Genomic DNA, 26,731 nt, shown 5'->3' on the forward strand with positions numbered 1-26,731 from the left:
TTTTTAAAGAAATGAAATTTAAGGGATATCAATGGCTAATACATTTTCGCTTATCTTAGTGATCGTAACTCTAGTGACCGGCATTGTATGGGCGTTGGAAAAGTTTGTGTGGGCGAAGAAGCGCCAGCAAAAACTTGCTGACGTTGAAGCACAATCGAATGGCCTAGACGCTGAAACCAGCGCAAAAGTTACGGCTCAGCCTTGGTGGGTTGAGAACAGTGTGTCCATTTTCCCGGTAATTGCATTTGTTTTGGTTCTGCGTTCATTTATTTATGAACCGTTTCAAATCCCTTCTGGCTCGATGATGCCAACCCTTTTGGTTGGTGATTTCATCTTGGTAGAGAAGTACGCGTACGGTCTAAAAGACCCAGTATGGCGCACTCAATTGGTAGAAACAGGCAAGCCAGAACGCGGTGATTCAATCGTATTTAAGTACCCACCTCAGCCAAACATCGACTACATTAAGCGTGTTGTTGGTATGCCTGGTGACACGATTCGCTACAGCAGTCGTAAAGAAATCTGTATTCAGGCGAAGGGTACAAGTAGCTGTGAACCAGTGAAACTAAGTAATGTTGAAGAGAGCCAATTTATTCAAGATGGTGTGCCTCTGATTCAGCTGAACGAACAGCTTGGAGACGTAGAGCACCAGATTTTAGTTAACCCATTACGCCGTGATCGTGTGCAAGCATATCAGCCTCGCAATGGTGTTAACGAATGGGTCGTTCCAGAAGGCCAGTACTTTGTGATGGGTGATAACCGTGACAACAGTGCCGATAGCCGTTACTGGGGCTTTGTCCCTGAAGCAAACCTTGTTGGTAAGGCCGTTGCTATTTGGATCAGCTTCGAGTTTGAACGCGGTTCAGACAGTGTACTTCCAACATGGATTCCTACTGGTGTGCGTTTTAATCGCATCGGTGGGATTCATTAATCGATCACATAACACATCGAGAGAGCATGAATTCTCCAATTGATAAACTAGAGAGAAAGATTGGCTATCAGTTTAATGATGCCGATCTTATCCACTTGGCGCTGACTCACCGCAGCGCCGCAGGTAAACATAACGAACGTCTTGAGTTTCTGGGCGATTCAATTTTAAGTTTTGTTATCGCTGATGATCTTTACCACCGTTTTCCTAAGGTAAACGAAGGTGATATGAGCCGCATGCGCGCAACATTAGTACGTGGTCATACATTGGCAGAACTAGGTCGTGAATTCGAACTAGGAGATTACTTAAAATTAGGTCCAGGTGAGTTGAAGAGTGGCGGTTTCCGTCGTGATTCTATTCTAGCGGATGCGGTTGAAGCGATCATCGGCGCTGTCTATTTAGATAGTGATACCGAGACGGTTCGCGGCATTATTTTAAGCTGGTACCAATCTCGCCTAGATGCTATTCAGCCTGGAGTATCTCAAAAAGATCCGAAAACTCGCCTACAAGAGTTTTTGCAAGGTCGAAGAAATCCTCTACCTGTCTACACAGTGACTAATATTAAAGGTGAAGCACACAACCAAGAGTTTACGGTTGAGTGTGAAGTGGCAGGTGTGGATAAACCTGTTATCGGTAAAGGCACTAGCCGCCGCAAGGCAGAACAAGCGGCTGCTGAAACAGCATTAGAGCAATTAAGCAATGTCTGATAACAACCAAGATTTCGATATCGATGCATTCTTTTCATCTGATAGCAAAAAAACAGGCCTACCGGAAAACCAACACTGTGGCTTCATCGCTATTGTCGGTCGCCCAAACGTAGGTAAGTCGACGCTTCTGAACCATATTCTGGGTCAGAAGATTTCTATTACATCACGTAAACCACAGACGACACGTCACCGTATTATGGGTGTTGAAACTGAGGGTGATTACCAAGCGATCTTTGTTGATACTCCTGGACTTCATATTGAAGAAAAGCGTGCCATCAACCGCTTGATGAACCGTGCGGCGAACAGCTCACTGAGTGATGTGAACCTAGTATTCTTCCTTGTCGATGGTACTCACTGGACTGACGACGATGAGATGGTTCTGAACAAACTGAAGAAGACTGACTTCCCAGTTGTACTTTGCATCAACAAAGTAGATAACGTTCAAGACCGTACTAACGTGATGCAGCACATGATGGAAGTCTCTAAGAAGATGGACTTCATTGATGTAGTGCCAATCTCAGCGAAGCAAGGTAAAAACATTGATGTACTGCGTAAGCACGTACGTGAACATTTACCTAAAGCGACACACCACTTCCCTGAAGAATACGTGACTGATCGCTCGCAACGTTTTATGGCCTCTGAAATTATCCGTGAAAAGCTGATGCGCTTTACAGGTGATGAGCTACCTTACTCGGTAACGGTTGAAATCGAACGTTTCGATTACAACCCAGATAACGATGGCTTCCACATCAATGCACTGATTCTTGTTGAGCGTACAGGTCAGAAGAAAATGGTGATTGGTAAAGCGGGCGAGAAGATCAAAACGATTGGTCGTGAAGCGCGTATCGATATGGAAGAGCTATTCGGCCGTAAGGTTTACCTAGAGACTTGGGTCAAGGTTAAATCTGGCTGGGCTGATGATGAGCGTGCACTTCGCTCGTTAGGCTACATCGACGATCTATAATATATTGAACGTCACTTTCTGAGATTAAGAAAGTTGAACTGAAGATAAATCCAAGAGAGAGTGCGAACTCTCTCTTTTTGTATCTGTAATAAGGGTAAGTGATTGAGCGAAGGGTTACAGCGATGCTTTGTGTTGCACCGTCGACCATACAGTGAGTCGAGCCTGATCTTGGACGTCTTCAGCGAAGAGTTCGGTCGGGTGACGTTGATGTCTAAAGGCGCTCGCAGCAAGCGTTCCAATTTGAAAGGTGCATTACAACCTTTTACGCCGCTACTGCTTAAGTGGTCTGGTAATGGTTCGATGAAAACCTTACGCCAAGCTGAACCGATTAGCTTGGGGCTTCCTCTCGCCGGTATTAATCTGTATTCAGGCATGTACGTGAACGAGCTTATCGGTCGCGTATTGATGGCAGAAGTACCGATGCCTGCGCTTTTTCACGACTATCTTCATGCTTTAACAGAGCTGGCGCATAATGATAACCCTGAGCCAGCACTGCGTCGCTTTGAGCTGGCTCTATTATCCGCTATGGGTTATGGCGTCGACTTTTTACACTGCGCGGGCACTGGCGAAGCGATCGATCCGAGCATGACTTATCGCTATCGAGAGCAGAAAGGTTTCATCGCTTCGGTGCGTCGAGACAACCTGACTTTTATGGGCGATGAACTTATCGCAATCAGTGAACGTAGGTTTATCACTAAAGAGCAGTTAAAAGCGGCAAAACGCTTTACACGCATAGCCTTAAAGCCGTATCTTGGCGGCAAACCATTAAAAAGTAGAGAGCTATTTATGCCAACAATAGCCCTCTCTAGAGCACGGAGTATTGGAAAATGAGCTCAATCCTTTTAGGCGTTAATATCGACCATATTGCAACACTACGTAATGCACGTGGTACTAAATACCCAGATCCAGTACACGCAGCTGAAATTGCTGAACGTGCGGGTGCTGACGGCATTACTGTTCACCTGCGTGAAGACCGTCGTCATATCGTTGACCGTGATGTACGTATTCTGGCTGAAACACTTCAAACTCGTATGAATTTGGAGATGGCAGTAACGGACGAGATGGTTCAAATTGCCCTCGATACTAATCCTGAGTTTGTTTGTCTGGTTCCAGAGAAGCGTGAAGAGCTAACCACTGAAGGTGGCTTGGACGTGGTTGGTCAACTTGAAAAGATCAAAGCTGCGACGGAAAAACTGTCTGCTGCTGGCATTAAGGTGTCTCTATTTATCGATGCTGACCGTGAGCAAATCGACGCAGCAAAAGCGTGTGGCGCACCGTTCATTGAACTGCACACTGGTCATTACGCCGATGCTAAAACAGAGGAAGACCAACAAGACGAGCTGAAAAAGATCGCTGCAGGCGCAAGCTACGCGGACGATCTTGGTATCACAGTCAATGCGGGTCATGGTCTGACTTACCACAACGTTGCACCGATTGCGGCTCTTCCTGAGATCTACGAGCTGAACATCGGTCACTCGATCATGGGACGTGCAGTGTTTGATGGTTTGAACAAAGCCGTTGCAGACATGAAAGCCGTGATGGAAACAGCACGCAACAACGCTTAATTTCCTAAACAGTAAGCGTTAAGTCGTAAGCGACGAATTAGTAGAATTAATAGATAGAAGTTTAGTAGTAGGGTAAGCATGGCTGTTGTTGGATTAGGTACAGATATCGCAGAAATTGAACGTATTGAAAAGGCGTTGTCACGAAGTGGTGACGCTTTTGCTCAGCGTATTTTGACCGATTCTGAATTTGAAGTATTCCAGCAACTCAAGCAAAAAGGGCGTTACCTTGCAAAACGTTTTGCTGCCAAAGAAGCGGCATCTAAGGCGTTAGGCACGGGTATCGCGCTGGGTGTGACCTTTCACGACTTTGAGATTTCAAACGATGAGCACGGCAAGCCAGTTCTGAGCCTGCATAAAAAAGCGCGTGAAATCGCAGAGGCGAATGGCACAACATCGATTCATTTGACTATCTCGGATGAGCGTCACTACGCAGTGGCAACGGTGTTACTCGAATCGTAAACAGATTATCGCTACTTTATATCTAGTGCTCTTGGCTCTAGACAGAAAAAAGCAGAGCTCATGAGCTCTGCTTTTTTATTGGCGGGTAAACCGTCGAATGAATATTGGTGAGTAACAAGTACCCGCTAAGTCTTCACCGGTTTCAAGTAATGAATCGCGGTTGCTTGAACCTTATCTAATTCATCCTGAAGCTCGAAAAGCTCCGGTTCAATGTCTTCAACAGACGTGCCTGAACGCAGCTCTTTCTCTATCGTCGCACATACCGATTTTAGTCTTGGTACGCCGCTGTACGAGCTGCTGCCATGCATCTTGTGGATGATGTGTATCAGCTCTTCAACTGGGCAGTCACTGTCTTCTATCGCTTTGTCTGCTGCCTCATACACCTCTGGAATAAAGTCTACGAGCATTTGCAGCATATCGCGTGCGAGGTCTTCTTTATTGGCGGCTTGTTTCATCGCCGCTTGCCAATCAATGATGATGTTTGTGTGCACGCTGGCTTCAGTTTCTGACACTGGACTATTGTCGACTTCAGCAGAGACCGCTGGGTGGTCTGGATCTATTTTTTCGATGTGCTCAACCTCAGAGGTCGGGCTCCAATGAATCAGAACCTGCTGTAAAACATGCTCTTCAATAGGTTTGGTTAGGTAGTCATCCATGCCTGCTTCAAGCAGTCGGTCTCGTTCGCCAATCATGGCATGTGCGGTCACGGCAATTACAGGTGTATTCGCATTGTTCGCCAGTTTTTTGATGTTCTGACAAGCGGTCACACCGTCCATCTGTGGCATTTGAATATCCATGAAGACGATATCAAATGGCGTCTCTGTCGCTTTGTCTATCGCCTGCTGACCACTGGTACAACTGATGACGGTTTCTACTCGCTCTTTGAGCAGTGCGGTGATCAGTTTTAGGTTGGCTGGGTTGTCGTCGACCGCCAATACCGTAAGCGGAAGCTTCTCTTCTGAATGTGTTTCAATCGCTGGTGCAATCAAGGTTGGTGCCTGATTCGATACCAGAGTTTGCAGTAATTTCTTACGAGAAAGAGGTTTAGTGATGCACTGAACATCGACCTCTTTCATTAGTTGCTCACCTAACGCTAGCTCGGTACTTGGTGTACCAATAATCACGTTTTGAGCAATCTTCTTCGCACCGATCGCCCAACCACTTACAGTATCAAATTGATATTCTTGGTTGGCGGCGAGGTTCAGCAGAACGTAGTCATACGAGGTGGTCTCGTCTGGCATCACCGAACGATACGTTACCACTAAGCCTTCTTGAGTTAGGATTTGCTGAGTAATCGATGCCGCTTGCATGTTTGGCTCGATAAGCAGCAGTTGTTTGTCTTGCAGACATTGCGTCTCAATCAGCTCAGTCATAGGCATGTCAGTCGTTGATAGTCTCAAGGTGAACCAGAAGGTGGAACCTTGGTGCAGACGACTGGTTAGGCTGATCTCTCCGCCCATTTGGCTGACCAGTTTTTGGGTGATAACCAGACCTAAGCCTGTACCACCATAACGACGAGAGATACTTGCATCGGCTTGACTGAATGCTTGGAAAAGCTGGGCTTGTTGACGCTCCGAAATACCAATACCCGTATCGCGAACCATGAATTGCAGCTCGATGTTGTCTTCGCTTTGTGAACGCAGCTCAACGCTGATATCAATGTTACCGCGCTCGGTAAACTTGATTGAGTTACCGACTAGGTTAGTCAGGATCTGTTGAATACGCAGTGGATCACCCACCACGCCTGGCGGTACTTTAGGATCGATCTTCAGTGTCAGCTCTAGGCCTTTCTCATGAGCGTTGGTTGCTTGAAGGTTTACTACCTCTTCAAGGCTGGCTTGGAATTCAAATGGAATGTTTTCTAGCGCTAACTTACCGGCTTCAAGTTTCGAGAAGTCCAAGATATCGTTGATGATGCTAAGCAGATTATTTGCCGAACGTTCAATAGTTTGCAGATAATCGGTTTGACTGTTCGATAGATGAGTCTTGAGCATCTGACGAGTAAAGCCAATCACACCGTTCAGAGGCGTTCTCAGTTCGTGAGACATATTCGCTAAGAATTCAGATTTAACACGAGCCGCTTCTTGAGCGCGTTTTTTCGCAATGTCTAACTCAACGTTTTGAATCTCTAGTTGCTCAAGGGTTTCACGCAAGTCTGATGTGGCTTGGTCGATACTGTGCTGCATCTCGACGTGATATTCTGATAGCGATACCGCCATCGCATTGATACCGTTTTTCAGTGAGTCTAGCTCACCATGCATCTTACCTTCGATACGTACATCTAGGTGACCACGACGAATGCGGTCGACCATGTTTTTCATGTGCGTGATCGGTTGGGTTACGTCGTGCATTAAGCGGAACGCAAACACGCCCGATAAACCAAGCCCGAGAATCAACACTAAGAATGCAGAGAACACTTCTTGATATTGCTGCAATCGAAGTGATGAAAGATCTAATTCAATCGCAATGTAGCCGATCGCTTGGTTGGCTTGAGACTGACCGTTGGCTGAGTTGATGTACTGGCCTTCGGCGATGATAGGTGTCCGCAGGATCAGCGTGTTATCGAGCAGATTCGATGAGCTTAAATGCGGGATCGGTTTATCTTTGGGGTAGGTTAGGCTTTCAAAATCGGGGTGGAAGTTTGAGGTTACAAACAACTCATGACGTTCATCAAACACCGCGATACTGCGCACCAGCTTAGAATTCTTTCGATGCGCATAGCTAATAAGCTGACGAACAGACTCTCGACTTTCGAGCTTCATGCCTGATTCACTCGCAATCGCAAGTGGTTCAATGATGCTAGTACCAGTGTTAACCACCTGACCCTCAAGGTCTTGATAGCGGTTAAATGAGAAAAATGCACTCAATAGCAACCCAATAATCAGGGTTGGAGCTAGAGTTAAGGTAATTACACGGGCTCTTAAGCCATATCTGGTCATGTTCTTTAATTACATCGAGGTCTGGATATGGGAAAATAACGCACACAATGGCGGTTAAGTGAACGGTAAGCTTAATCAAAGCCGTGACGTTCGACAATGATTCCAAGACAGAATAGTGAGTCCTGGATACCAATTACTTATTAAAAGATACATTAGGCACAAGCAATGGCACGTTTTTTCCAACCAAAAAAGAAAACTCAACTCGAGACCAAGCATCAATCGGTTTTGGTTGAACGAATGGATCACAATGGCGCTGGCATCGCTTATCAAAAGAATAAACCGGTTTTCATTGATGGCGCATTGCCCGGTGAGCAGGTGGTTATTCAACTGACTGAGAGCAAAAGTAAGTTTTCGCGAGCTAAGCTCATCAAGTTATTGAAGCCGAGCGAGCAGCGTTTAAAGCCGTTTTGTAAGCACTTTAATCAGTGTGGTGGCTGTCACCTCCAACACCTTGGTTACTCTTCTCAGGTTGAGCATAAATCGCAATCTCTGACCCACCTGATGAGCCAATACCAAACAGCTAACACTGAAGTTGCACAACCTATTGTCGGTGATGAAACCGGTTATCGACGTCGCGCACGTATTAGCCTATTTGTTGACAAAAAGACACAGCAGCTTCAATTCGGTTTCCGCAAGAAGCAGAGTAAGCAGATTGAAAATATCACCGACTGTGCCGTGCTTGATCCTCGCCTCAATGTATTGCTGTCAAAACTGAAAAATTTACTGAACACTTTCAACAACCTTACGTCTTTAGGACACGTTGAATTGGTGTTGGGCGATACTGGCCCTGTAATGGTGCTACGTCACCTTAAGCCTTTGGTTGAAAAAGATGAGCAAGCGCTGATTGCGTTAGCAAAAGAAGAAGGCGCTACGCTGTATTCGATGCCTGAAGCCGATAAGTTGGTTCGCTTAGTCGGCGATGCACCTTCTTATAGCGAAACTGGCGTGACGTTACCTTTTGAACCAAACCACTTTATCCAAGTAAACCAGAAAGTGAATCAGCAGATGGTGGCTCAAGCTATTAAGTGGCTAGAGCCTCAAGCGGATGAGCGAGTGCTCGACCTATTTTGTGGCCTAGGTAACTTCAGTTTACCTATCGCGCAACAATCGGCGTTTGTGGTTGGTGTGGAAGGCGTTGATGAAATGGTTCAGCAAGCCACATCTAACGCAGCGTTAAACCAGTTAAGCAATACAGAATTTTACCAAGCTAACCTTGAAGAAGACTTATCTTCACAGCCTTGGGCAAAAGAGAAATTCGATAAAGTATTGCTTGACCCGGCACGTGCGGGAGCGAGTGGGATCGTTGATCAAATTTCAGCGTTAGGAGCGAAGCGTGTGGTTTATGTTTCGTGTAATCCTGCTACTCTAGCTAGAGATTCTGAGAGCTTAGAAAAACAAGGCTATCAATTAGCCAAACTGGGTATGTTGGACATGTTCCCACACACCAGTCATCTAGAATCGATGGCTCTCTTTATCAAGGCTTAGAGGCCCTTAAACAAGGCTTCAAATGAATCACAAAGGCGCAGGGAAGCCTGCGCTGATATCAATATGGTCGAACTAACTTGGAACCAGTTAGTCATATTGAATTGGGTATAAAACATAATAACTAGGAAGGCATGATGGTTGCGGTACGAAGCGCACATTTAAACCCAAGCGAACAGTTTGAGCTAGAAAGTTGGATTGCGTCATTGAATCAAGACGCAAAAACCTCGAATAAACTGATTAAAGTTTATCGTCACTGTGAAGAACTTTTAAAAGATCACGAGCAAGCATCGCTCTTGCTTTGGCGTGGCCGCGAGATGATCGAAATCTTGGTTACGCTGTCTATGGACCGTGCCACTTTAATTGCAGCGCAACTTTTCCCCGTCGTCTCAAGCGGCGTTTTTGAGCGCGAAGCGTTTGAAGAAAGCTACGGTAAAGAAACCGTAAAGTTGATCGATGGCGTTGAAGAAATGGCGGCTTTAGGCCAGTTAAACGTGACTCTTGAAGGCAGTGCTGCCTCGGGTCAAGTTGATAACGTTCGCCGCATGCTACTGGCGATGGTCGACGACTTCCGCTGCGTAGTCATCAAACTCGCTGAACGAATCTGTAACCTTATTGAGGTGAAAAAAGCGCCTGATGCTGTGCGTCGCGCAGCAGCAAAAGAGTGTTCTAACATCTACGCGCCGCTTGCTAACCGTTTGGGTATTGGTCAGCTTAAGTGGGAAATCGAAGATTACGCATTCCGCTACCAACAGCCAGACACCTACAAGCAGATTGCTAAACAGCTGTCTGAGCGTCGCATCGTACGTGAACAATACATCACAGACTTCGTTGATGACTTAACGGCGGAAATGAATCGTTCAAGCATCAATGCGGAAGTCAGCGGTCGACCAAAACACATCTACAGCATCTGGCGTAAAATGCAGAAGAAAGGCTTGGACTTCGATGAGCTTTTTGACGTGCGTGCGGTACGTATCATCGCCGACCAGCTTCAAGACTGCTATGCCGGCTTAGGTGTGGTTCACACCAAATACAAACATCTACCAAGTGAATTCGATGACTATGTGGCAAACCCTAAGCCAAATGGTTACCAGTCTATTCACACCGTGGTTCTTGGCCCTGAAGGCAAGACCATTGAGATTCAGATCCGTACCAAGCAGATGCACGAAGACTCTGAGTTGGGTGTCGCTGCGCACTGGAAGTACAAAGAAGGTGCTTCAAGCGGACGCAGTGGCTACGACGAGAAAATCACTTGGTTGCGTAAACTTATCGATTGGCAAGAAGAGATGTCGGACTCTGGCGAGATGCTGGATGAAGTTCGTAGCCAAGTATTCGATGATCGCGTATATGCCTTTACGCCGCGTGGTGATGTGGTCGACTTACCAATGGGTGCAACTCCGTTGGACTTCGCTTATCACATCCACTCGATGGTTGGACACCGTTGTATCGGTGCCAAAGTGGCAGGCCGTATCGTCCCATTCACCCATAAGCTATCAATGGGCGACCAAGTCGAGATCATCACGCAGAAAGAGCCGAACCCATCACGTGATTGGTTAAACCCAACCACAGGTTTTGTTCATTCAGGTCGTGCTCGCGCGAAAATCAACGCATGGTTCCGCGCGCAAAGTCGTGAGAAGAACCTAGAAGCGGGTCGAGACATCCTTGAGGCGGAACTTGCGAAAGTGGGTGCAACCTTAAAAGATGCAGACCAATACGCTCTGAGACGCTTTAACGTCAACACGCCAGATGAGCTCTATGCTGGTATCGGCAGTGGCGACTTACGTATTAACCAAGTGGTTAATCACATTAATGCGTTGGTGAATAAGCCTACGGCAGAAGAAGAAGACAAGAAAGCGCTAGAGAAACTGCTTGAGTCGGAAAACAAGCCAGCACAACAGAGCCGTCCGAAGAAAGATGCAGTAGTGGTTGAGGGCGTTGATAACTTAATGACGCACCTAGCGCGTTGCTGTCAGCCAATTCCAGGTGATGTGATTAAAGGTTACATCACTCAAGGTCGTGGTATTTCGGTTCACCGCGCTGACTGTGAACAACTGGGCGAGCTAAGTGTGCATGCGCCAGAACGTATCATTGATACTGTTTGGGGCAATGGCTTTGTCGGTTCATACATCCTAACGCTGCGTGTTGAAGCGCTAGAGCGTAATGGCTTGTTGAAAGACATCACCTCACTGTTCTCGAATGAAAAGATCAGCGTGACCACAATGAAGAGCCGTATTGACTACAAGCGTCAGCTATCGGTAATGGATTTCGATTTGGAAGTGACTAATATTGAAATTCTGAGTCGCGTGACCAGCCGAGTCGAGCAAATCAAAGATGTCATGAGTGTTAAACGCTTAGGCTAAAATTCTCGTCATACTTAAAGCTGATGGCGTTGTTGCCTGCGCGCACTCGCTCAATCACATAGGCAAGCTATGCTCAGGAGTCTCGCTTGCTTGTCGCCTAGCCACAGTTTCAATTATTTAGAGAATTAGACAGTATCAACAAAGGTGAGTGGTTTTGGCTGCTCACCTTTTTTAGTTTTAGAAGACGTTATAAATTTAAAGTCAAAGACAGTGAATAGGAAGAAAACGATGAATCACCCGATTGAACAACTTGAACAGATCATGACTAAGCTGCGCGATCCTGAAGGTGGCTGTCCTTGGGATTTGAAACAAAATTTTGAAACAATTGTGCCGCATACTATCGAAGAAACCTACGAGGTGGTGGACGCGATTCACAACAAAGATTGGCCGAACCTACAAGAAGAGTTGGGTGACCTGCTATTTCAGGTGATTTTTTACAGCCAGCTCGCGAAAGAGCAGGGACTGTTTGAGTTCTCTGATGTGGTCGATGGCATTAATGAGAAGCTAACACGCCGTCATCCGCATGTGTTTTCTGATACCGAGTTTGCGAGCGATGAAGAAATTAATGCCAACTGGGAAGCTGAAAAAGCCAAAGAAAAAGCTCAGGCAGGCAAAACTCAAGAAAGTATTCTAGACTCAATACCAAACTCTCTACCTGCGCTTTCACGTGCTACAAAGATTCAAAAACAGGTAGCGAAATATGGCTTTGATTGGGACTCTATTGGCCCAGTGGCTAATAAGGTTTTAGAGGAAGTCGATGAGGTGTTGGAAGAAGCTCTCCAAGTGACGCCAAATGAAGATTTGGTTGAAGAAGAGTTGGGTGATTTGCTGTTTGCGACGGTCAATTTGGTGCGACATTTGGGTAAAAATCCAGAGTCGGCGCTCAATAAAGCCAATCTGAAGTTCTCACGTCGCTTTAAAGGGGTGGAACAAAAAGTTCGTCAGCAAGATAAAATTTTGACCGATTTTTCACTACAACAGCTTGATTCCATGTGGGATGAAGTCAAGGTGGCGGAGAAAAGATAACCAAAGCTTTTATCATGAATTGATTTGAAGCAAAAAATAAAAAATAGCAGTGTGATAGATTTCACGTTGTGGCGATAAGGGGCTTCTGGTATATTTTCATCCCGTCCAGAAGTAGTCCATTTCCCTCATTCAACCAATTTCAGGTTAAACATGACGACAAATTACATTTTTGTTACTGGCGGGGTTGTATCCTCTCTAGGTAAAGGTATTGCTGCAGCATCTCTTGCGGCTATTTTAGAAGCTCGTGGTCTTAAAGTGACTATGATGAAGCTTGACCCTTACATCAACGTTGATCCAGGCACTATGAGCCCGACTCAGCACGGTGAAGTGTTCGTTACGGAAGATGGCGCTGAAACAGACCTTGACCTTGGTCACTATGAGCGATTCATTCGCACCAAGATGACTAAGCGTAACAACTTCACTGCAGGTCGTGTTTACTCAGACGTACTCGCTAAAGAGCGTCGCGGTGATTACCTAGGTGCAACTATTCAGGTTATCCCACACATCACTAACTCTATCAAAGAGCGTGTAATTTCTGGCGCATCTGGCCACGATATCGCGATCGTTGAAGTTGGTGGAACGGTTGGTGATATCGAATCTCTACCATTCATGGAAGCGATTCGTCAGCTAGCAGTAGAACTAGGCCGTGAACGCGCAATGTTCATGCACCTTACTCTAGTGCCATACCTAGCAGCTGCGGGCGAAGTGAAAACTAAGCCAACGCAACACTCTGTAAAAGAGCTACTGTCTATTGGTATTCAGCCAGACATCTTAGTTTGTCGTTCAGACCGCAACATTCCTTCGAACGAGCGTAAGAAAATTGCTCTGTTCTGTAATGTGCAAGAAAATGCAGTTATTTCTATGCGCGATGTTGACTCTATCTACAAGATCCCTCAGCTTATTAAAGCTCAAGGCACTGATGAACTTGTATGTAAGCGTTTCGGCATCACAGCTCCAGAAGCAGACCTGTCTGAATGGGAACAAGTAATTTACGAAGAAGCTAACCCAACGGGTGAAGTGACGATTGGTATGGTTGGTAAGTACATTGAACTACCAGACGCATACAAATCAGTAAATGAAGCGCTAAAACACGCAGGCTTGAAAAACCGCCTAAGCGTTAATATTAAATACGTAGATTCACAAGACGTTGAGTCTCGTGGCGTAGAAGTTTTAGAAGGCCTAGATGCAATCCTAGTTCCTGGTGGCTTTGGTGACCGTGGTGTTGAAGGTAAGATTCTTGCTGCTCAATACGCTCGTGAAAACAAAGTACCGTACTTAGGTATCTGTCTAGGTATGCAAGTAGCACTTATCGAGTACGCTCGTAACGTTGCGAAAATGGAAGGGGCACACTCTTCTGAATTCTGTACTGAAACTAAGTACCCAGTTGTTGGTCTTATCACTGAGTGGACTGATGGCGAAGGTAAAGTTGAAGAGCGTACAGAAACATCTGACCTTGGCGGCACAATGCGTCTTGGTTCACAGCTTTGTCACCTAGCGAAAGGGACGAAAGCTTACGAATTATACGGTAGCGCGACGATCCATGAACGTCACCGTCACCGTTACGAAGTGAACAACAATCTTCGTCCACAAATCGAAAAAGCGGGCCTAAAAGTATCGGGTCTATCTGCGGACAAGAAACTGGTTGAAGTTATTGAGAACCCGAACCACCCATGGTTCGTTGCTGCTCAATTCCACCCAGAGTTCACTTCAACACCTCGCGATGGTCACCCATTGTTTGCAGGTTTCGTTAAAGCGGCTGGCGAGTTCCAGCGCGGCGAGTTAGAGAAGTAAAAAGGAATACAGGTAGCTGCGTAAGTTGTGCTGCTACCTTTAAATTTGACATTTATATATTCAACGAGAAGGAAACATTCAATGTCTAAGATCGTTAAAGTTCTAGGTCGTGAAATCATCGATTCACGTGGTAACCCAACTGTAGAAGCTGAAGTACACCTAGAAGGCGGTTTCGTAGGTATGGCTGCTGCTCCATCTGGCGCATCTACTGGTTCTCGCGAAGCTCTTGAGCTACGTGACGGCGACAAATCACGTTTCCTAGGTAAAGGTGTTCTTAAAGCTATTGAAGCTGTAAACGGCCCAATCGCTGAAGCTCTAGTTGGTACTGACGCTAAAGCACAAGCTGACGTTGACCAAATCATGCTTGACCTAGACGGTACTGATAACAAGTCTAAGTTCGGCGCGAACGCTATCCTAGCTGTATCTCTAGCTAACGCAAAAGCTGCTGCTGCTGCGAAAGGCATGCCTCTATACGAGCACATCGCTGAGCTAAACGGTACTGCTGGTCAGTTCTCTATGCCTCTACCAATGATGAACATCATCAACGGTGGTGAGCACGCAGATAACAACGTTGACATCCAAGAGTTCATGATCCAACCAGTTGGCGCTAAAACTCTTAAAGAAGGTCTACGTATCGGCGCTGAAGTATTCCACAACCTAGCTAAAGTTCTTAAGTCTAAAGGCTACAGCACTGCAGTTGGTGATGAAGGTGGTTTCGCTCCTAACCTTAAGTCTAACGCTGAAGCTCTAGAAGTTATCGCAGAAGCTGTTGCAGCTGCTGGTTACGAACTAGGTAAAGATGTTACTCTTGCTATGGACTGTGCAGCATCTGAGTTCTTCGACAAAGAAGCTGGCATCTACAACATGAAGGGCGAAGGTAAAACTTTCACTTCTGAAGAGTTCAACCACTACCTAGCTGAGCTAGCGAACAACTTCCCAATCGTTTCTATCGAAGACGGTCTTGACGAGTCAGATTGGGATGGCTTCAAGCACCAAACTGAACTTCTAGGCGACAAGCTTCAAATCGTTGGTGACGATCTGTTCGTTACAAACACTAAGATTCTTGCTGAAGGTATCGAGAAAGGCGTAGCTAACTCTATCCTTATCAAGTTCAACCAAATCGGTTCTCTAACAGAGACTCTAGCTGCTATCAAGATGGCTAAAGACGCTGGCTACACTGCAGTAATCTCTCACCGTTCTGGCGAAACTGAAGATGCAACTATCGCTGATCTAGCGGTAGGTACAGCTGCAGGTCAAATCAAAACTGGTTCTATGAGCCGTTCTGACCGTGTTGCTAAGTACAACCAACTTATCCGTATCGAAGAAGCTCTAGGTTCTAAAGCTCCTTACAACGGTCTTAAAGAAGTTAAAGGTCAATAATTCCTAGCGAATTGTTAATCTAAGCTTTTTAAATGCCTCGCTTATGCGGGGCATTTTTTTGCCTAAAATTCGTCATTCCCTAGACTGACGAAGGAAGGAATAGGGAATCTCACATAGGTTTCGAATAACAATAATTCCCCGACTTATTGATTCCCTGACACCACATATCTCGCACCAATAAGCTCATTATGGTATATATGTGCCTTATTCTAGTTCCTTCTTTTTCAACCGGCGAAAGGTGTTATGCGAATTTTTGCTTTAGTACTGCTCATAGTGTTTGGCTGGCTACAACACACACTGTGGCTCGGTAAAAATGGTATCTCTGATTACTACGGTGTGAACAACGAAATCCAAGTTCAACAGCAAGTAAATGAAAAGCTGCATATTCGAAATGCAGAAATGTTTGCTGAAATTGACGATCTACGCCAAGGCTTAGACGCGATTGAAGAACGTGCACGTCATGAACTTGGAATGGTCAAAGAAGGTGAAACGTTTTATCGCATCATTGGTGAGGAATCCCATTAATGTCGACTCAACTTCAAAGCGTGATTGCCGTTGTACCTGCAGCTGGCGTCGGTAGCCGAATGAAGGCAGACCGCCCTAAGCAATATCTTAAGATTCACGGCAAAACAATTTTAGAGCACACCGTTGAGAAATTACTGTCTCACCCTCAAGTAGCTCAAATTGTCGTTGCGGTCAGCGATGATGACCCATACTACCCAGAGCTAGCTCTCAACCTGAACCCAAAAGTGATCAGAGTGTCTGGCGGAAGCGAGCGAGCAGACTCTGTACTCTCTGCGCTAAACTATATCGCTGAACAGCAGCTTAGTGATTGGGTAATGGTTCACGATGCGGCAAGACCTTGTGTCCAGCTAAGTGATATCGACAAGCTAATTTCCGGCGCGATGAGCCATGATGTGGGCGCTATTTTAGCGGCTCCAGTGCGTGACACGATGAAGCGCGGTGCCCAAGGGCAGATTGAACATACCGTTGAGCGTGCCGATTTATGGCATGCACTTACGCCACAAATGTTCAGAGCAAAGCCTCTGTGGAAGGTATTAAGTGAGGCGTTGCAACAAGGCGCTTCAATTACTGATGAAGCCTCAGCCTTTGAATGGAAAGGTTTATCGCCCGCTTTAGTAGCAGGGCGCTCAGATAATTTTAAGATTACTCAGCCTGAAGATTTAGCGCTTGCTGAGTTCTATTTAAGTCAGAATAAGGAATAATGATGATTCGTATTGGCCATGGCTTTGATGTTCATAAGTTTGGTGGTGAAGGCCCAGTAATTATTGGTGGTGTAAGCATCCCTTACGAGCAAGGTCTTATTGCACACTCAGACGGTGATGTTGCCCTTCATGCGTTGTGTGACGCTCTATTAGGTGCGATTGCTGCGGGTGATATTGGTCGTCATTTCCCAGATACCGACGACGAATGGAAAGGCGCGGATAGCCGTGAACTACTGAAAGATGTTTACCGTCGAGTAAAAGAACAAGGTTACGTGATTGGTAATGCCGATATTACTATCATGGCGCAAGCTCCAAAGATGGCGCCTCATATAGACTCTATGTGCCAAGCTATTGCTCAAGACCTAGAAACCAGCATTAGCAATGTGAATGTAAAAGCGACGACCACTGAGCGTTTAGGTTTTACAGGTCGCAAAGAGGGCATCGCATGTGAAGCGGTTGTCCTAATTACTAAAAGTGCGTAAGCACCAACACGAAAAGAACAGCATGTCAGATATTTTATCTTCATTGGCTTATCTAAACGGTAAACCAACTGCGAAAGCAAAACTAAAAGCAAAAGCCGAACACTTTGTCGTTAATGAAGACTTGGGTTTTGAGTTTACTGGTGAAGGCGAGCACCTAATGGTTCGTATTCGTAAAACTGGTGAAAACACGAGTTTTGTGGCAAACGAGCTGGCTAAAGCTTGCGGTGTTAAGTCGAAAGACGTGAGCTGGGCAGGTTTAAAAGACCGTCACGCAGTAACTGAGCAGTGGTTGAGTGTGCACCTACCAAAAGGTGAGCCTGACTTTTCAGCTTTCTTAGCACAGTACCCAAGCATTGAGATCTTGGCGACAGCACGACACAACAAAAAGTTACGTCCGGGTGATTTAGTTGGCAACCAATTCGAGCTGACTTTGTCTGAAGTAACAGACTGTGATGATGTCGTAAAACGTTTGGAAAAAGTCGCTCAAGTCGGCGTGCCAAATTACTTCGGTGCTCAGCGTTTTGGTAATGAAGGTAACAACTTATCTGAAGCTCGTCGTTGGGGCCGTGATAACGTTCGTACTCGTAACCAGAATAAGCGCAGCTTGTACCTTTCTGCGGCTCGCTCGTGGATTTACAACCTGATCCTGTCAGACCGTATTGAGCAAGATGCGTTTGCATCGGCATTGGTTGGCGATATTGTCATGAAAGACGGCGCTCAACTAGCGGTAACTACGGACAATATCGAAGCAGTAAACCAAGACATCCTGAATGGCGCTGCATGGGTTACTGTTGCTTTGGCTGGCGATAATGCTTTGCCAACGACTGATGATTCTCAAGCGTTAGAGCAAAAACATCTTGATTCTGAACCTGACCTAATGGCGCTGATTCGCGGTAACCGCATGCGCCATGACCGTCGTGAAGCATCGTTAAAACCAACCGATTTAACTTGGGAAGTGAACGAAGATAATATCACTCTTAAGTTCTCTCTAGACGCAGGTTGTTTCGCAACTGCTATCGTTCGAGAGTTGGTTGAAGAAGTACACGTAGAGAGAACCTACGAGCAATAACGATTCTGCTTGGAGCTGGGTCACTTGATATTGGAATTTAAGTGACTTGGCTTAGCATGGGAACAAAAGAAAGGATACAAGATGAAGATTTTACTCAGCAATGATGATGGTGTGCACGCTCAAGGTATTCATGAGCTGGCAAATGAGCTACGTGATCTTGCTGAAGTTATCATTGTTGCCCCTGACCGTAATCGCTCGGGTGCGTCAAATTCATTAACTTTAGAACAGCCTCTGCGTGTTCAAGAGATTGCTGAAAATACCTATTCGGTACAAGGAACACCGACCGACTGTGTGCATTTTGCGTTAAACGAACTGCTAAAGAATGACATGCCAGATCTGGTATTAACGGGCATTAATCACGGTGCTAACCTGGGTGATGACGTGCTTTATTCAGGCACGGTGGCTGCAGCAATGGAAGGGCACTTTCTAGGCGTTCAATCGGTAGCGTTTTCTCTGGTGGGAAAAAAACATTTTAAGACAGCGGCAGCGATTGCTCGTCGTATTGTCGAACAACATTTAGCAAATCCAATCCCGACCAACCGCTTGTTGAACGTAAACGTTCCTGATTTAGCCTTAGAACAATTGTCTGGTACTCAGGTGACGCGCTTAGGTGCTCGTCATCACGCTGAAGATATGATCAAGCAAAAAGACCCGCGTGGTCACGATATCTATTGGCTTGGACCTCCGGGTAAAGAGCAAGATGCCGGTGAAGGCACAGATTTTTACGCGATTGAGCATGGCTTTGTATCGGTAACACCGTTGCAGGTTGATCTGACGGCGCATGAGTCGTTGGGCGCGATGGCCACATGGTTAGGGGAGAAGTAAGTGAGTAATCCGCAAGCTGAGCGTTTAATTACTTTCCTGATTGAAAATGGTATTCAGGATCAAAAGGTTCTTGATGCGATTTACCAACTGCCGAGAGAGAGCTTTTTATCACAGGCGATGTATCACCAAGCCTATGATAATAATGCGCTGCCTATCGGTCAGGGTCAGACAATCTCACAGCCATACATTGTTGCTAAAATGACCGAGCTACTTGAATTACAACAAGATAGCCGTGTATTGGAGATCGGAACGGGTTCTGGTTACCAAACTGCGGTATTGGCTCAACTTGTTGATCATGTGTATTCGGTTGAAAGAATAAAGTCGCTACAATGGGATGCGAAACGTAGGTTGAAGCAACTCGATTTCTACAATATCTCAACTAAGCATGGTGATGGTTGGCAAGGGTGGTCTTCAAAAGCCCCTTTTGATGCGATTATTGTAACCGCTGCTGCAGAGTCGATTCCTCAAGCGCTTCTACAACAGCTGAAAGATGGCGGTCGTTTACTGATTCCAGTCGGTGATGACGAACAGCAACTATTGAAGATCGTTCGACACGGCGATGAGTTTTTATCGAGTGTTATCGAGATGGTGAGATTTGTACCTCTTGTTCCTGGTGAGCTAGCTTAATAAAAGACTAATGGTGTAGGTGGATAGAGAGTCGATGCGTTCGAAGTTGTTAAAAGGAAGTACTTTACTGCTTAGCTGTGCCCTTGTTGGGTGTGCAGCGAATTCGCCTGCGCCCGTTTCAAGCCTAAACAAGAATTACTCATCGATTGATCGTGGTAGTTATCGTGGCAGTTACTATGAAGTTAAAAAAGGCGACACCCTTTACTTCATTGCTTATGTCACCAATAAAGACGTTAAAGACCTCATCGGTTATAACAAGTTGTCTGCTCCTTACACTATCCACCCAGGGCAGAAGCTTAAGTTGTGGCGTCCTAGCTATAATGCGCCAGCGTATGGTAAGTCAACGGTAGCGGCAGCAGCAGTTGCTGCGCCTGTCGCCGCATCCACAACGTCATCTACGGCAAGTAAACCAAAAACCACACCACAAAAGAGCAAAAACTCTAAACCGGCTCCAGCTCAAACTACCACCAAAGTGGTGAAAAAAGATCCACCAAAGAAGGTTGAACAATCCAAATCAAAGGAGTATGTTGGTTCTAAAGGTAAACAGAATGTTACACCGTCCACCAAACCAACAAGTGATAAAGTATCCAAATGGTTATGGCCAACTAAAGGGAGAGTAATCAAGAATTTCTCTGTAGGCGAACAAGGAAATAAAGGCATAGACATAGCAGGACAGCGAGGTCAGCCAATAGTATCTACTGCAGGGGGAACGGTTGTTTATTCGGGTAATGCACTACGAGGCTACGGCAATCTAGTGATTGTGAAGCACAATGATAATTACTTAAGTGCATACGCGCATAACGACCGACTATTAGTATCTGAAGGGCAAAGTGTGAAACCAGGGCAGAAGATTGCAACAATGGGAAGCTCTGGAGCCAGCAGTGTTAGGCTGCACTTTGAGATTCGTTACCAAGGTAAATCTGTTAATCCAAAACGATATTTACCTTAAATACAATATGCAAAAATTACGTATTGTATGGAGTGACATAGTTATTTAGCGACATATGAAGTTGTAATGTCATGCTAATTTCGCCAGGGGGAGGCGTTATGAGTATAAGCAATGCAGTAACCAAAGAAGAGTTCGATCTTGACCAAGCAACCACGGAACCGGAAGCTCTTGGAAAAGCAAAACGAACAGTCACTAAGAAAACCGAAGCGAAAGAAGAAGTTGAAGTTACGTCTAAAAGTTTAGATGCCACTCAACTCTACTTAGGCGAAATCGGTTTCTCACCACTACTAACCGCTGAAGAAGAAGTGCTATATGCACGTCGAGCTCTACGCGGTGATGAAGCAGCACGTAAACGCATGATCGAAAGTAACCTGCGTTTGGTGGTAAAAATTTCACGTCGTTATAGCAACCGCGGCCTTGCACTTCTCGATCTAATCGAAGAAGGCAACCTAGGTCTAATTCGCGCCGTAGAGAAGTTTGATCCAGAGCGTGGCTTCCGCTTCTCAACTTACGCGACATGGTGGATTCGTCAAACCATTGAACGTGCGTTAATGAATCAGACTCGCACTATCCGTTTGCCAATCCATGTTGTGAAAGAGCTGAACATCTACCTACGTACAGCAAGAGAGCTATCACAAAAGCTTGACCATGAACCTACGGCAGAAGAAATTGCTTCTAAGCTAGATAAGCCGGTTGGTGATGTGAGCAAGATGCTTCGTCTAAACGAACGAGTGAGCTCTGTTGATACGCCAATTGGTGGTGACGGTGAGAAAGCGCTGTTGGATATTATTCCAGACATCAACAATTCAGATCCTGAGGTTTCAACTCAAGATAGCGATATCAAGAATTCGTTGATTTTCTGGCTTGATGAGCTGAATCCTAAGCAGAAAGAGGTGCTTGCACGTCGATTTGGACTACTGGGTTATGAACCGTCAACATTAGAAGAAGTAGGCCGCGAAATCAGCCTGACTCGTGAACGTGTTCGTCAAATCCAAGTCGAAGGTCTTCGCCGTCTACGTGAGATTCTTATCAAGCAAGGTCTGAATATGGAAAACCTGTTCAACGTAGAAAACGACTAATTGAACGGATGATGCTTCTCTAAATAGAAGACAAACAAAAACGCTGACTTAAAGTCAGCGTTTTTTTGTTTGTGGCTTTGTTATTTCATGCCGTCTAATCAAAATCACAAACGGCAATAACAAGCTACTTGGTAAGAAACTAAAGCAGCCTTTTCAAGCGGTAAAGTTCTTCTAATGCTTGGCGAGGAGTTAGATCATCAGGATCAACATTCGCTAGCGCTTGCTCCACTTCACTTGGTTCTGGGATCAGGCTCAGTTGATTTGCGATATCGACACCGCTTGGCTTCGATGTTGGCGACTCGATACTTAACGCTTCTAACTGAGTCAGCTTCGCACGAGCATTCTTGATCACCGCTTTCGGTACACCAGCTAGACCTGCAACCGCTAGACCGTAAGATTTACTTGCTGCACCTTCTTGAACTGCGTGCATAAAGGCAATGCTGTCACCATGCTCAACCGCATCTAGGTGTACGTTAGCCAGTGTTGGAAGTTGGTTAGGCAATTCAGTTAGCTCAAAGTAGTGCGTTGCAAACAGTGTCATCGCATTGATTTGGTTGGCTAGCCACTCTGCACTTGCCCAAGCCAGAGACAGACCATCGTAAGTACTGGTGCCACGACCGATTTCATCCATTAGCACTAGGCTATTTGGTGTCGCGTTGTGCAGGATATTTGCGGTTTCTGTCATCTCAACCATGAAGGTTGAACGACCAGAAGCCAAATCATCGGATGCGCCAATACGCGTAAAGATACGGTCGATAGAGCCGATGGTTGCGCTTTCTGCAGGAACATAACAACCGATATGAGCCATCAATGCGATGAGTGCCGTTTGGCGCATGTAGGTCGATTTACCACCCATGTTGGGACCCGTGATGATCAGCATCTTACGTTGCTCATTCAGGTCGATAGGGTTAGCAATGAAAGGTTCGTCCATCACTTGTTCAACAACAGGGTGACGACCGGCCTGAATTTGTACGCCAGCAGACTCTGTCATGGTTGGACGACAGTAATCAAGGGTATCTGCACGCTCAGCCAAGTTCTGTAGAACATCAAGCTGAGATACTGAAGAGGCGATATTTTGTAGGCGCTCTAGATACGGCAGTAGTAAGTCAAACAACTCTTCCCACAGCTGTTTCTCGATAGCGAGTGCTTTCGACTTAGAGTTAAGTACTTTGTCTTCGTGCTCTTTTAGCTCAGGAATGATGTAACGCTCAGCATTTTTCAGCGTTTGACGACGAACATAGTGTGGCGGCACAAGATGGCTTTGCCCACGGCTTACTTGAATGAAGAAACCATGTACGTTGTTGTAGCCAACTTTAAGCGTGTCGATACCATGGCGCTCACGCTCTTCTTGTTCAAGCTTATCAAGAAATTCGGTTGCGCCTGCTGCAAGGTCGCGCCATTCGTCTAACTCGGCATTGTAGCCTTCTGCAATCACACCACCGTCACGGATAACCACCGGTGGGTTCTCTTTGATTGCACGCTCAAGCAGTTCAGAAACCTCATTCACAGGAGAAGCATATTGAGCAAGTTGAGTTAGGTACGGATGCTTAAGTTGCGTCAGTGTCTCTGCAAGCTCTGGTAAATATTCCATCGCTTGGCGAAGTCGTGCCATATCGCGAGGGCGAGCAGAACGAAGTGCAAGACGGGCAAGAATACGCTCGATGTCACCGATCTGTTTTAAGGTCGGTTGTAGCTCTGTAAATAGAGCCAAATCTTTCATTTCACCAATCGCATCTAAGCGTTGATCAAGTGCAGAGATATTGCGCATTGGTTGATGTAACCAACGCTTCAACATACGACTGCCCATTGCCGTAGCAGTATGATCAAGTACTTCGGCAAGGGTGTTATCAGTACCACCACCAAGATTTTGCGTGATCTCTAGATTGCGTCGAGTCGCAGCATCAAGGATCACCGAGTGATCTTGTTTATCCATCGTCAGTGAACGGATATGTGGAAGGGCAGTACGTTGGGTATCTTTCACATATTGGATCAAACAACCAGCCGCACATAGACCCAGTTTCGCGCTTTCTACGCCAAAGCCAACCAGATCGCGAGTGCCAAACTGCTTATTCAATTGCTGCTTAGCGGTGTCTAATTCAAATTCCCATACAGGGCGGCGGCGATTGCCATTACGGCTTGCCATTAGATTGACGGGTTCGAAATCTTCAGGGAACAATAGCTCACGAGGCGAGGTTCTCTGCAGTTCTGCCGCCATAGCTTCTTCGGTTTCCGGCTCACATAGCTGGAATCGGCCAGAAGTAATATCCAGTGTCGCGTAACCAAACTTACCATTGTGGTGGTAAATAGAGGCAATCAGGTTATCAACACGCTCAGAAAGCAATGCTTCGTCGGTTACGGTTCCCGGAGTCACAATTCTTACGACAGCGCGATCAACCGGGCCCTTTGAAGTTGCTGGATTACCAATCTGTTCACAAATCGCTACGGATTCACCAAGTTGCACTAACTTTGCAAGATACCCTTCGACGGCATGGTAAGGAACACCCGCCATAGGAATCGGCTCACCGTTTGATGAACCGCGTTTAGTCAGTGAAATATCGAGGAGTTGAGAAGCTTTTTTAGCATCATCGTAGAAAAGCTCGTAGAAATCGCCCATGCGGTAGAACAGCAGAATTTCTGGGTTTTCTGCTTTCAGTTTTAGGTACTGCTGCATCATAGGTGTATGCGCTGCTTTTATGTCTTTGTTTTTAGTGGTTTCTTTTTGCATTAAGTTGCTTTAAATCAATGGGTTATGGATTTTTGGGATCTTCAACAAGTCCCACTAAGTATCAAAGGATTTCACTACAGCGCGATCATTAGTGTAGGTAAAAGTGTAGTTTTTTTATTTCCTATACTAGATAATACAATCGCCGCACAATATTGCGATAAGGGACCCCGATAAATGGCTGATAAGAAGAATATCAAATCTATAACGAATAAGACAATTGAGGCGCTAACGGCTAAGAAAGGTATCTTGTCTGATACTGGAGAAAACCGAGGGCTAAGAATAGCCTGTGGAAAGACGGGCAGGAAAACTTTTACCTATCGTTATAGAAGCCCAGAGTCAGGTGGTAAACTTGTACAGATTAAGCTAGGTACCTTCCCTGATATGTCACTTGAGCAAGCTCGCATTAAGCTTCGCGAAATGAAGGCCATAAGAGAGCGGGGAATATGTCCAAAGGCTGACTTAGAAAGGCAAGAACAAGAGCGGCGTAAGTTATTAAAGACTGAGCGTGTTAATAGCATTACTCTCAAAGATGTGATCGATCATTATTTAGAAAATTATATTCAAGACAGATTTACTTCTTCTGGTGGAGTGATCTCAGGAGCTCGTAAGGCAAAAGGACAAAAAGAAGTTAGACGAACCTTGTATGTTGATATTGTCGCTCTTCTTGGAGATAGATCTGTTATGGAAGTCGGCAAAAGTGACATCACGTATTTAATTCAAGGGATCATTGATAGAGGTGCGCCAGTACAAGCAGGCTCTGTATTACGAGAGCTATCCAGTGCCTATGAGTATGCTATTGGTATGGATTATCTCCCTGAAAACTTTGTCAATCCAGCGCTGTTGGCTATTAATAAGTTTAAGAAGAGTAAGGTTAAGCTGACTAATAATAAAGGTAAGAGAGTGTTAGACCATTCTGAGTTATCTAGATTTATCAAATGGCTGCCGAATTCGAGTTTTTCTAAAAACATAAGAGGTATTCTCCGAATGACGCTGTGGACAGGCTGTCGTACTGGAGAGGTTTGCGACTTAGAGTGGCAGCAGATTGATTTTGATAAGAACACCATTTATTTAACTGAAACAAAAAATGGTAACTCTCGTTATGTTCAGCTGCCTTCTCAAGCTGTTCAGTGGTTACGTAAGTGGAAAGAGGTTAAATCATACCCTCAATCTATCTATGTTTTTTCTACTTCTAAAGGAGGTTCCCACGTAGTTCAAAAACAACTAACTCAGTATACGTGGCGAATGCGTAGAGATGGATTAATGATTGATATGCCGCTTTGGACTCCTCACGATCTACGACGAACAGTACGAACGGAATTAGCACGTATGGGATGCCCTACGGGAGTTGCTGAAGCAGTATTGGGGCATAGTGTTAAAGGCATTGAGGGAACATATAATTTGCACCACTATGAAGCTGAGTGTCGAGAGTGGCTACAGCGTTGGGCTGATGAGTTAGACTCGATAGTAAACGTTAAGACTAATATTGTTCAGTTTCCCGAGGTCATCTAATTCTAACTTGGCTCTTTACTTTCTATCGTAAACGCCCCATGAACCCACGGGGCGATGTTGTTAATGTTTGAAGTTCCAAGGTAGGAGCGCATCGATATCAGGCTCAGCTTTCGCTAGCTCTTTCATGCACTTGACCATGTAGTCGTAGAGGATAAGGCCGTTGGCTTTCGCAGTCTCGACGATGCTGTAAAGCATCGCACTCGCGTCTGCGCCATTTGCAGTAGTCGAGAACAACCAGTTTTTCCTGCCAATGACCAGCGGTTTAATTGCACGTTCAGCTCGATTATTATCGATAGATAAATGACCATCATCGATATAGCGGATAAGTTTCGGCCATTGGCCGAGCGTGTATTTTATCGCCTTGCCCAGCGAGCTAGACGCTAGCACTTGTTGAGTCGTCATCCACTTGTACAGCTCATCCAGTATCGGCTTAGCATACTGTTGACGTTCTGCTTTTCGTGTTTCGACACTCGCACCTTTTAAGCGCGATTCTATCCCATAGAGCTTCTGGATTTTGGCCAGCGCTTTATCTGCTTTGCCTGACTTACCTTTCCCTTGAAGCTTCTTAGCATCCATGAACTTACGCCGTGCATGCGCCAAGCAGCCAACATTGGTTACTTGTTGAAGACCATCATAGGCACC

At 45.6% G+C, this 26,731-nt stretch carries 23 protein-coding genes; 20 read left to right on the forward strand and 3 right to left on the reverse strand.

The features are described from left to right. The first annotated feature begins 31 nt into the window (after positions 1 to 31). From lepB to acpS, 6 genes are all read left to right on the forward strand, one after another. Positions 32 to 928, forward strand: a complete 897-nt coding sequence (gene lepB, locus AB4484_RS04335; protein WP_017068697.1) for a signal peptidase I — start codon at positions 32 to 34, stop codon at positions 926 to 928. Between the two features lie 26 nt (positions 929 to 954). Next, positions 955 to 1,632 carry a ribonuclease III gene (rnc, locus tag AB4484_RS04340; protein ID WP_017059043.1) on the forward strand — a complete coding sequence of 226 codons (678 nt, stop codon included), beginning with the start codon at positions 955 to 957 and terminating at the stop codon, positions 1,630 to 1,632. Beyond that, positions 1,625 to 2,596 (forward strand): GTPase Era, encoded by a 972-nt coding sequence (era, locus tag AB4484_RS04345; RefSeq protein WP_017059042.1) that lies wholly within the window; start codon positions 1,625 to 1,627, stop codon positions 2,594 to 2,596. Before rnc ends, era begins: the two co-directional genes overlap by 8 nt. A gap of 102 nt (positions 2,597 to 2,698) precedes the next feature. Then, positions 2,699 to 3,427 (forward strand): DNA repair protein RecO, encoded by a 729-nt coding sequence (gene recO, locus AB4484_RS04350; RefSeq protein ID WP_019826299.1) that lies wholly within the window; start codon positions 2,699 to 2,701, stop codon positions 3,425 to 3,427. Next, positions 3,424 to 4,161 carry a pyridoxine 5'-phosphate synthase gene (gene pdxJ / locus AB4484_RS04355; protein WP_048605801.1) on the forward strand — a complete coding sequence of 246 codons (738 nt, stop codon included), beginning with the start codon at positions 3,424 to 3,426 and terminating at the stop codon, positions 4,159 to 4,161. The genes recO and pdxJ overlap by 4 nt, the downstream gene beginning before the upstream one ends. 78 nt (positions 4,162 to 4,239) lie before the next feature. Beyond that, positions 4,240 to 4,620: a holo-ACP synthase gene (gene acpS, locus AB4484_RS04360; RefSeq protein ID WP_372076595.1), complete on the forward strand. Its 381-nt coding sequence runs from the start codon at positions 4,240 to 4,242 to the stop codon at positions 4,618 to 4,620. Positions 4,621 to 4,745: 125 nt separating this feature from the next. On the opposite strand, the gene barA is transcribed toward acpS, so the two are convergent. Then, positions 4,746 to 7,559: a two-component sensor histidine kinase BarA gene (barA, locus tag AB4484_RS04365; protein ID WP_372076597.1), complete on the reverse strand. Its 2,814-nt coding sequence runs from the start codon at positions 7,557 to 7,559 to the stop codon at positions 4,746 to 4,748. Between the two features lie 165 nt (positions 7,560 to 7,724). Here barA and rlmD point away from each other — a divergent pair, with 165 nt between their 5' ends. The 13 genes from rlmD (at position 7,725) to rpoS (ending at position 21,855) form a co-directional block, all read left to right on the forward strand. Beyond that, positions 7,725 to 9,044, forward strand: a complete 1,320-nt coding sequence (rlmD, locus tag AB4484_RS04370; RefSeq protein ID WP_372076599.1) for a 23S rRNA (uracil(1939)-C(5))-methyltransferase RlmD — start codon at positions 7,725 to 7,727, stop codon at positions 9,042 to 9,044. A gap of 134 nt (positions 9,045 to 9,178) precedes the next feature. Then, entirely contained in the window at positions 9,179 to 11,401 is a 2,223-nt protein-coding gene (gene relA, locus AB4484_RS04375; protein ID WP_050634022.1) for a GTP diphosphokinase, read from the forward strand. A 228-nt stretch (positions 11,402 to 11,629) separates the two neighbouring features. Beyond that, entirely contained in the window at positions 11,630 to 12,427 is a 798-nt protein-coding gene (gene mazG / locus AB4484_RS04380) for a nucleoside triphosphate pyrophosphohydrolase (protein ID WP_048611394.1), read from the forward strand. A 150-nt stretch (positions 12,428 to 12,577) separates the two neighbouring features. Continuing rightward, the gene (locus AB4484_RS04385) at positions 12,578 to 14,218 is read left to right on the forward strand and encodes a CTP synthase (RefSeq protein ID WP_048605791.1); all 1,641 of its coding nucleotides are present in this window, start codon (positions 12,578 to 12,580) and stop codon (positions 14,216 to 14,218) included. 81 nt (positions 14,219 to 14,299) lie between these two features. Then, the gene (gene eno / locus AB4484_RS04390) at positions 14,300 to 15,598 is read left to right on the forward strand and encodes a phosphopyruvate hydratase (protein ID WP_017059033.1); all 1,299 of its coding nucleotides are present in this window, start codon (positions 14,300 to 14,302) and stop codon (positions 15,596 to 15,598) included. A 243-nt stretch (positions 15,599 to 15,841) separates the two neighbouring features. Further along, entirely contained in the window at positions 15,842 to 16,123 is a 282-nt protein-coding gene (ftsB, locus tag AB4484_RS04395; RefSeq protein ID WP_010435786.1) for a cell division protein FtsB, read from the forward strand. Next, positions 16,123 to 16,824: a 2-C-methyl-D-erythritol 4-phosphate cytidylyltransferase gene (gene ispD, locus AB4484_RS04400; protein ID WP_372076601.1), complete on the forward strand. Its 702-nt coding sequence runs from the start codon at positions 16,123 to 16,125 to the stop codon at positions 16,822 to 16,824. The genes ftsB and ispD overlap by 1 nt, the downstream gene beginning before the upstream one ends. 2 nt (positions 16,825 to 16,826) lie before the next feature. Then, positions 16,827 to 17,306, forward strand: coding sequence for a 2-C-methyl-D-erythritol 2,4-cyclodiphosphate synthase (gene ispF / locus AB4484_RS04405; RefSeq protein WP_004739053.1), 480 nt, complete (start codon positions 16,827 to 16,829; stop codon positions 17,304 to 17,306). 22 nt (positions 17,307 to 17,328) lie between these two features. After that, positions 17,329 to 18,375, forward strand: a complete 1,047-nt coding sequence (gene truD / locus AB4484_RS04410) for a tRNA pseudouridine(13) synthase TruD (protein WP_372076603.1) — start codon at positions 17,329 to 17,331, stop codon at positions 18,373 to 18,375. 81 nt (positions 18,376 to 18,456) lie between these two features. After that, on the forward strand, positions 18,457 to 19,200 hold the full coding sequence (gene surE, locus AB4484_RS04415) for a 5'/3'-nucleotidase SurE (RefSeq protein WP_050644146.1): 744 nt from the start codon (positions 18,457 to 18,459) through the stop codon (positions 19,198 to 19,200). Further along, positions 19,201 to 19,827 carry a protein-L-isoaspartate(D-aspartate) O-methyltransferase gene (locus AB4484_RS04420; RefSeq protein ID WP_017059029.1) on the forward strand — a complete coding sequence of 209 codons (627 nt, stop codon included), beginning with the start codon at positions 19,201 to 19,203 and terminating at the stop codon, positions 19,825 to 19,827. A gap of 34 nt (positions 19,828 to 19,861) precedes the next feature. Continuing rightward, positions 19,862 to 20,776: a murein hydrolase activator NlpD gene (gene nlpD / locus AB4484_RS04425; protein WP_050634019.1), complete on the forward strand. Its 915-nt coding sequence runs from the start codon at positions 19,862 to 19,864 to the stop codon at positions 20,774 to 20,776. A gap of 98 nt (positions 20,777 to 20,874) precedes the next feature. Further along, positions 20,875 to 21,855 (forward strand): RNA polymerase sigma factor RpoS, encoded by a 981-nt coding sequence (rpoS, locus tag AB4484_RS04430; protein WP_017059027.1) that lies wholly within the window; start codon positions 20,875 to 20,877, stop codon positions 21,853 to 21,855. Positions 21,856 to 21,994: 139 nt separating this feature from the next. Here the strand turns inward: rpoS and mutS are convergent, their stop codons facing one another. Continuing rightward, entirely contained in the window at positions 21,995 to 24,580 is a 2,586-nt protein-coding gene (gene mutS / locus AB4484_RS04435) for a DNA mismatch repair protein MutS (protein ID WP_372076606.1), read from the reverse strand. A 174-nt stretch (positions 24,581 to 24,754) separates the two neighbouring features. On the opposite strand from mutS, the gene AB4484_RS04440 reads away from it, so the two are divergent. Next, positions 24,755 to 26,089 (forward strand): tyrosine-type recombinase/integrase, encoded by a 1,335-nt coding sequence (locus tag AB4484_RS04440; protein WP_372076608.1) that lies wholly within the window; start codon positions 24,755 to 24,757, stop codon positions 26,087 to 26,089. 60 nt (positions 26,090 to 26,149) lie between these two features. Here AB4484_RS04440 and tnpC read toward each other — a convergent pair. After that, on the reverse strand, positions 26,150 to 26,731 hold a 582-nt coding region (tnpC, locus tag AB4484_RS04445; RefSeq protein ID WP_372076609.1), incomplete at its 5' end, for an IS66 family transposase.

Origin of the sequence: Vibrio sp. 10N.261.46.A3 (assembly GCF_041472995.1) — a bacterium.
Taxonomy (GTDB): domain Bacteria; phylum Pseudomonadota; class Gammaproteobacteria; order Enterobacterales; family Vibrionaceae; genus Vibrio; species Vibrio coralliirubri.

Excerpts from the sequence above, each read along its gene's own strand:
- barA (WP_372076597.1), bottom strand. The coding sequence starts at position 7,559 with ATGACCAGATATGGCTTAAGAGCCCGTGTAATTACCTTAACTCTAGCT.
- pdxJ (WP_048605801.1), top strand. The coding sequence starts at position 3,424 with ATGAGCTCAATCCTTTTAGGCGTTAATATCGACCATATTGCAACACTA.
- rnc (WP_017059043.1), top strand. The coding sequence starts at position 955 with ATGAATTCTCCAATTGATAAACTAGAGAGAAAGATTGGCTATCAGTTT.
- lepB (WP_017068697.1), top strand. The coding sequence starts at position 32 with ATGGCTAATACATTTTCGCTTATCTTAGTGATCGTAACTCTAGTGACC.
- AB4484_RS04440 (WP_372076608.1), top strand. The coding sequence starts at position 24,755 with ATGGCTGATAAGAAGAATATCAAATCTATAACGAATAAGACAATTGAG.
- rpoS (WP_017059027.1), top strand. The coding sequence starts at position 20,875 with ATGAGTATAAGCAATGCAGTAACCAAAGAAGAGTTCGATCTTGACCAA.
- ispD (WP_372076601.1), top strand. The coding sequence starts at position 16,123 with ATGTCGACTCAACTTCAAAGCGTGATTGCCGTTGTACCTGCAGCTGGC.
- nlpD (WP_050634019.1), top strand. The coding sequence starts at position 19,862 with ATGCGTTCGAAGTTGTTAAAAGGAAGTACTTTACTGCTTAGCTGTGCC.
- ftsB (WP_010435786.1), top strand. The coding sequence starts at position 15,842 with ATGCGAATTTTTGCTTTAGTACTGCTCATAGTGTTTGGCTGGCTACAA.
- ispF (WP_004739053.1), top strand. The coding sequence starts at position 16,827 with ATGATTCGTATTGGCCATGGCTTTGATGTTCATAAGTTTGGTGGTGAA.
- surE (WP_050644146.1), top strand. The coding sequence starts at position 18,457 with ATGAAGATTTTACTCAGCAATGATGATGGTGTGCACGCTCAAGGTATT.
- rlmD (WP_372076599.1), top strand. The coding sequence starts at position 7,725 with ATGGCACGTTTTTTCCAACCAAAAAAGAAAACTCAACTCGAGACCAAG.
- mazG (WP_048611394.1), top strand. The coding sequence starts at position 11,630 with ATGAATCACCCGATTGAACAACTTGAACAGATCATGACTAAGCTGCGC.
- mutS (WP_372076606.1), bottom strand. The coding sequence starts at position 24,580 with ATGCAAAAAGAAACCACTAAAAACAAAGACATAAAAGCAGCGCATACA.
- AB4484_RS04385 (WP_048605791.1), top strand. The coding sequence starts at position 12,578 with ATGACGACAAATTACATTTTTGTTACTGGCGGGGTTGTATCCTCTCTA.
- era (WP_017059042.1), top strand. The coding sequence starts at position 1,625 with ATGTCTGATAACAACCAAGATTTCGATATCGATGCATTCTTTTCATCT.
- acpS (WP_372076595.1), top strand. The coding sequence starts at position 4,240 with ATGGCTGTTGTTGGATTAGGTACAGATATCGCAGAAATTGAACGTATT.
- truD (WP_372076603.1), top strand. The coding sequence starts at position 17,329 with ATGTCAGATATTTTATCTTCATTGGCTTATCTAAACGGTAAACCAACT.
- eno (WP_017059033.1), top strand. The coding sequence starts at position 14,300 with ATGTCTAAGATCGTTAAAGTTCTAGGTCGTGAAATCATCGATTCACGT.
- relA (WP_050634022.1), top strand. The coding sequence starts at position 9,179 with ATGGTTGCGGTACGAAGCGCACATTTAAACCCAAGCGAACAGTTTGAG.